This window comes from Corallococcus terminator, assembly GCF_003611635.1.
Classification (GTDB): Bacteria; Myxococcota; Myxococcia; order Myxococcales; family Myxococcaceae; genus Corallococcus; species Corallococcus terminator.
Map to the genome: position 1 here is coordinate 1 of NZ_RAVZ01000078.1, position 6021 is coordinate 6021.

At 71.4% G+C, this 6021-nt stretch carries 3 protein-coding genes; 2 read left to right on the forward strand and 1 reads right to left on the reverse strand.

Going from position 1 to position 6021, the window contains the following annotated elements:
• The first annotated feature begins 121 nt into the window (after positions 1-121).
• Together D7V88_RS13800 and D7V88_RS13805 are read left to right on the forward strand one after the other, a co-directional pair.
• Complete coding sequence (locus D7V88_RS13800; RefSeq protein ID WP_120541104.1) at positions 122-1438, forward strand: glycosyltransferase; 1317 nt, start codon at positions 122-124, stop codon at positions 1436-1438.
• An 80-nt stretch (positions 1439-1518) separates the two neighbouring features.
• A complete protein-coding gene (locus D7V88_RS13805; protein ID WP_120541105.1) occupies positions 1519-4617 on the forward strand; it encodes a hypothetical protein in 3099 nt (1032 codons plus the stop codon).
• A 79-nt stretch (positions 4618-4696) separates the two neighbouring features.
• Here the strand turns inward: D7V88_RS13805 and D7V88_RS13810 are convergent, their stop codons facing one another.
• Entirely contained in the window at positions 4697-6016 is a 1320-nt protein-coding gene (locus D7V88_RS13810; RefSeq protein ID WP_120541106.1) for a glycosyltransferase, read from the reverse strand.
• Positions 6017-6021: the final 5 nt, after the last annotated feature.

Consider the following 6021-nt stretch of genomic DNA (forward strand, 5'->3'; position numbering starts at 1 on the left):
TGTATAAGAGACAGCACCTGAAACGAGATTCACGCGGTTGACGTTCATGGGAGGCTCCTCTGCTTTGGCGGTGCTAGCTGATTTTACAATATAAACTGGAAAAATTGTTTACGATCTGTGGATGTTCACGATTGTCATCGCCCCCCTTCCCGTGCCGGGGCACGTCAACCCGAGCCTGCGGTTGGCGCGGTCGCTGCAACGGGCGGGGCACCGGGTGGTGTACCTGGGCATCCCGGAGATCGAGGACGAGGTGCGCGCGGAGGGCTTCGACTTCCGGGCCGTGTTCGGGGACGTGCTCCCCAAGGGCCGGGTGGCCGAGCTGCGCGGGGCGGCGTCGCGGCTGAAGGGTTTCAGCCTGCTGGGGTTCTTGCGAACCCAGGTGCTGGCCCTCAACCAGGTGCTGCTGCGGCTGGAGGCGGGGGAGCTGGAGGGGGTGCTGCGCGAGGTGGGCGCGGAGCTGCTCGTGTGCGACGAGAAGCTGCGTCACCTGGCGGTGCTGGGGCACGGGCTCAAGCTGCCCGTCCTCCAGATGAACGTGACGGTGCCGCCGGAGTTCATCCCGCTGCCGGCCGGGGCGAAGCGCGGCCCCGGGCGCGGGGCGGCCATTCCTTTCGAGGGCCTGCTGGTGGCGTTGGGGCTGGTGCCGCGCCTGCGCGCGTCGCTGGAGGCGCTGGCGAAGAAGCACGGCTACCCGCTGCGCCGGGAGCGCGGGCACCTGGCGCTGGAGCGGGCGCTGTCGCCGGAGCTGTTGTTGTGCCCGCGCGAGTTCGCCGAGGTGCGCGTGAAGGGCGCGCCGGGCGAATACTGTTTCACCGAACCGTGTATCGACCTGGAGCGCCAGGAGGCGGACTTCCCCTGGGAGCAGTTGGACGACGGGCGCCCGTTGGTGTCCTTCGCGCTGGGGACGCTGGCGGGCAACTCGCCGCACCATCGGAGCCTGCTCCAGGCCGCGTTCGACGCGGCGGCCCTGCGGCCAGACTGGCGATTCGTCATCGCGGTGGGCTCCACCTTCGACCCCGCATCCTTTCCGGCGCGGGCCAACGTGGTGGCGGTGCGCGTCGCCCCGCAGCTAGGGCTCTTGCGCCGCGCGGCGGTGATGGTGAACCACGCGGGCACCAACAGCGTGAAGGAGTGCATCGCGTTCGGGGTGCCCATGGTCGCCATCCCGTTGCAGTTCGACCAGCCGGACATCGGGCGGCTGGTGGAGATGCACGGGGTGGGGCGCGTGCTGGCCCCCCGCGATGTCACCGCCGAGCGCCTGGCGGCCGCGCTCGACGACGTGCTGGACACGGATTCCTACCGCGACGCGTGCCTGAAGCTGCGGGAGCACTTCCGGCGGGCGGAGGCCGGACCGGGCGCGGCGGGCGCCATCGAGGACTTCCTCGCCCGACGCGCCTCCCGGTTGCCCGACGGCGCCCAGGTCCCTGCCACCGGGTAACGGATGTATCGCTGTTGTGTTTTCGCTGGGACTTGTTTCGTCCCGGCAAGCCTTGAGTCTTCTTGTTTTCGTGAGGTCGCATGTCTTCCCCCACCACGACGAATGTCCGGGCTGCCTCCTCCGCGCCGCCCGCCGGGCATGACGCCGAAGCGCTCCAGGCGCTGGACGCGGTGCTCGAGCAGGAGCCGGAAGGGGCCTACGGGCTCCTGGACGACGCGACCCGCGAGCGCTACCGCGAGGCGTGCCGGGAGCTGGCGGCGGGTTCGGGCAGGACGCTGGTGGAGGTGGCGCGCGAGGCCGTGCGGCTCAGCGCGGAGCAGCCCGCCGGGGACGGACGCGCGCGGCACGTGGGGACGCACCTGCTGGCGGAGGGGCGCCCGGTGCTGGAGGCCCGCCTGGGCTGCCGCGTCTCCGCCTGGACGCGCTTGTCCCGCGGGGTGCGCGCGCACGCGGAGACGCTCTACGTCCTCACCCCGGTCGTCGTGCTGCCGCTGGTGCTCCTCTTGGGGGATCGGGTGCTCGCGGGGTACGGCATCGACCTTGCGCGGCGGCTGGGCCTGGAGGCGGTGGTCGCTCTGGCGCTGCTGGTCTTCCTCCAGGACCGGATGACCGAGGTGCTGTCGCTGCTGGTGGGGCCGCTGCGGTCGCTGCCCCGGTTGGATCCGCGTCGCGTGTTCACCCCCGAGACGCGCACCATGGTCGTCACCCCGGTGCTCATCGGCGGCGCCGAGCAGGTGGATGAACAGTTGCGGATGCTGGAGATCAACGCCCTGGGCAACCTGGAGCCGGAGGTCTCCTTCACGCTGTTGACGGACTTCCGGGACGCGGATCAGCAGCACCTGCCTGGAGAGGACGCGCTGGTGCGCAGGCTGGAGGAGGGCATCCAGGCCTTGAACGCGCGGCACGCGGCGGGCGGCCCTCCGCGCTTCTTCTGCCTGCACCGGGAGCGGCGGTGGAACCCGGTCGCGCGCCTGTGGATGGGCTGGGAGCGCAAGCGGGGCAAGCTGGAGGAGTTCAACCGGCTGGTGCGAGGGGCGACGGACACCAGCTACGTGAGCGCGGTGCCGGAGGTGGTGCGCACGGTGCGCTACGTCATCACGCTGGACGCGGACACGCACCTGCTGCCCGGAGGCGCGGGCGTGCTGGTGGGCACGCTGCACCATCCGCTCAACCGCGCGCGCTTCGATGCGTCGGGCCAGCGCGTGGTGGCCGGCTACTCCATCCTCCAGCCCGCCTATGAGTTCGCGCCCACGCGGGAGATGTGGCTGATGAACGGCAGACGCTCCACCTCCCTGCTGATGGACCGCAAGATGAAGCCCCATGGAGAGGGGTACTGGGGGCTGTTGCAGCGCGCCTACGGGACGTCGGATTTCCACGGCAAGGGCATCTACGACGTGGAGGCCTTCTCGCGTGCCCTGGAGGGGCGCCTGCCGTTGGATCACATCCTCGCGCACGACCTCATCGAGGGCATGTACTCACGCGTGGCGTACGGCCACGACATCAAGATCTTCGAGGCCGAGCCCGGAGGCCACGCCGTCTTCGCGCGGCTCTTGCACCGCTGGGCCCGGGGCTCCTGGCAGCTCCTGCCGTGGGTCTTCCCCCGCGTGCCCATGCGGGATGGCAGCCGCGTGCCCAACACGCTCAAGGTCTTCTACCGGCTGCGGCTGGCGGTGGACCTGCTGCGCAACCTGGGCCAACCGCTGTCGGTCGCGACGCTCGTCTACGGCTGGTGGTTGCTGCCGGAGCTGGGGGCAGGGTGGTGGACGCTCTGGGCCACGCTGTGGGCCTGCCGCGACGCCGTCGTCGAGCCCGTGAAGCGGACGTTGATCACCGTGTGGCGCGCCCGGTCGCTCGGCGCGGGCCTGGGCGCGGTGGTGCGGCTGGTGCCCGTGGTGGTGGCGATGACCCTGCTGTCGCTCTGCGCGCTGCTGCCCATGACGGCGGTGTACCTGGATGCGATCTCGCGTGCGCTGTACGGACTCCTGTTCGACCGCAGTCGGATGCTGGAGTGGACGACGTACGCGCAGTCCAATCAGCGGACGAAGAGCTGGGGGGCGCTCGCGCTCCCGGAGGTGTGGGGTGGACTGGTGATGTCGCCCCTGTTCGCGGCGCTGCTCGCGTGGCGTGCGCCCCACGCCCTGCCCTGGGCGGCGCCGTTCCTCCTGTTGTGGATTCCCCTGGTGGTGGTCAGCCTCCGGGCCCCGACGAAGCGGCTGGGCCGCGAGGTGCCACCCCAGGAGGCGGAGCGGCTGCGCGCCCTGGCGCGTCAGGCCTGGGAGCACTACCGCCAGGACGGCGCGACGGAGGCGGCGCGGGAGTTCACCCCCACGGACCTGGCGTTGAGGCTGGTGGCGCCGCTGAGCGCCTTCCACCTGGGCCATCTGGAGCCTGACGGGTTGGAGGCCCGGACACGCCAGGTGCTCCAGCTCCTCGAAGGGCTGGAGCGGCACCACGGCCACTTCCTGTCGCGCTACATGGACGCGGACCGCCAGCCGGTGTCACCGAGGCGCATCCTGCCGGAGGAGAGCGGCATGCTGGCGGCGGCGCTGGTGGTGGTGGAGGGAGGGCTCCAGGCGGTGCGCTCGCGTCCGTTGGAGGCGGCGTTGGAGGCGGGGCTCAAGGGGTTGGAGGCGCAAGCGCACGCGCTGCGCGAGGCGATGCACTTCGCCTTCCTGTACGACGCCGAAGCGGGGCTGTTCCACACGGGCTACGACGTGGAGGCGGGGAGGCAGGAGGAGGGGCACCACGGGGCGCTGACGTCCGGAGCGCTGCTGGCGGGCTTCATGGCCATCTCCAACCGCCAGGTGCCGCTGAAGCACTGGGTGACGCTGGCGGAGGCGGCCCAACGAGGCGGGGCTGGCACCGGGGCGTCGGGGACGGACCTGCTGCCCGCGCTGTTCCTGTGGTTCCCGCCCAAGAGCCTGCTGGCGCAAGCGGCGGAGAAGCGGGTGGCGGCGGAGCAGGGGGCGGAGCGTCCGCTGCTGGAGCTGCGCTTCCGGCCGGCGGAGGTGCTGGCGAGGCTGCCGGACCCGGCGGAGCTGCGCACGTCGCGCCATCAGGCCACGGCGCTGGCGGCGGTGGCCAACGCCGTCTGCGACGACGTGCTGGTGAAGCACTTCCACCAGCACTGGCGCACCGCCTGGGTGGAGGCGCTCGTCTTCGAGACCGACGGGCGCTGAGCCTTCCAGCACCCGCACTGGCGCACCGCCTGGGTGGCGGCGCTCATCCTCGAGATCGACGGGCGCGGAGCCTTCCCGCTCAGCGTCCGGAGGCTTCCGACGCGAGCTGCGCGTCCTCGGCTCGCGGCCTTCGCAGGAGCCCTTCAACGGCGTCCGCGATGGGCGTTTCGCGGTCGGCTTCGTGGAAGCGCGCGCGCATGGCTTCCGCGCTCGCGCGCCACCGGGGCTCCGTCATCAGCGAGTCCAGGTGACGCAGCAGGGCCTGCGCCTCCAGCTCCCGGGGCGGGCAGTGCACACCCAGCCCCCGCGACTCCACCTGCCGCGCCACCGCTGGCTGGTCGAACGCGAGCGGGATCACCACCATGGGCACGCCGAAGTGGATGCACTCCTTCACGGTGTTGAAGCCGCCGTGGGTGATGACCGTGGAGGCCCGCCCCAGCAACTGGAGCAGGGGCGCGTGCTTCACCGCCACCACGTTGTCGGCCTCGAAGTCGCGCGCCTCGTGGGTGGGGTTGACCGCGAAGACGAACTGCCACTGGGGCCGGGCCCGGGCCGCCGCGAACACCGTCTCCAGCACCCGCTGCTCCAGCGTCCGGTTGTAGCCGCCCATGCCGCCCAGTGAGAAGAGGACCAGCGGCTTGTCCTTCGCCAGCTTCTCCCAGGGAAATTCGGTGGGAGGCCGGTCCAGGTCGATGCTGGGCCCCACGTAGAGGTACTGGGAGTCCAGGTGGCCCGACGGCTCCGCGAACTCGCGGGGGGCGAGGATGAGCTCGGGGAGGCCTCGCACGAGGATGGGCTCGGGCTCCGTCGGAAGCTGCTCCACGGGATAGCCGTAGCGGCGCGCGATGCGCGCGTGGTGCTTGCGCATGCGGGGGGCCACGCCCAGCAGCGCCATCAAGGAGAGGAGCGCGCCCACGGCGAAGGCCCGCATGCGGCGCCCGAACGTGGTCGGAGGGCGTGCGAGGAACGGGTGGATGAACTCTCGGGGGATGGTCCCGCAGAAGAACACGGCGGGAACGTCGCGGCCGTGAGCCACCAGGGCGGGGTAGGGCAGCATGCAATCGCACACCACCAGGTCCGGCTTCGTGCGCTCGAAGAGGTCGTCCAGCTCCCCGTCGCCAATGCCTTGCAGCGCGGAGTCGATGCGCCGGGTGTACGCGCGCAGCTTGCGCACGTGTTCCTTGAAGCCCTTGGCGCCGAAGGCGTCGAAGCTGCCCACGGGGAGGTGGGTCTCCAGGACGGGGAAGAACTCGAAGCCGGCGCGCAGCACCAGCTCGCGCGCGTCCGGCGGGCCCGCGTAGAGCACGCGGTGGCCGCGCTCGCGCAGCGACCGGGCCAGCTTCAGCGTGGGGTTGACGTGGCCGTGGCTGGGATAGGGCGCGATGAGGATGGTTGCCATGGGGG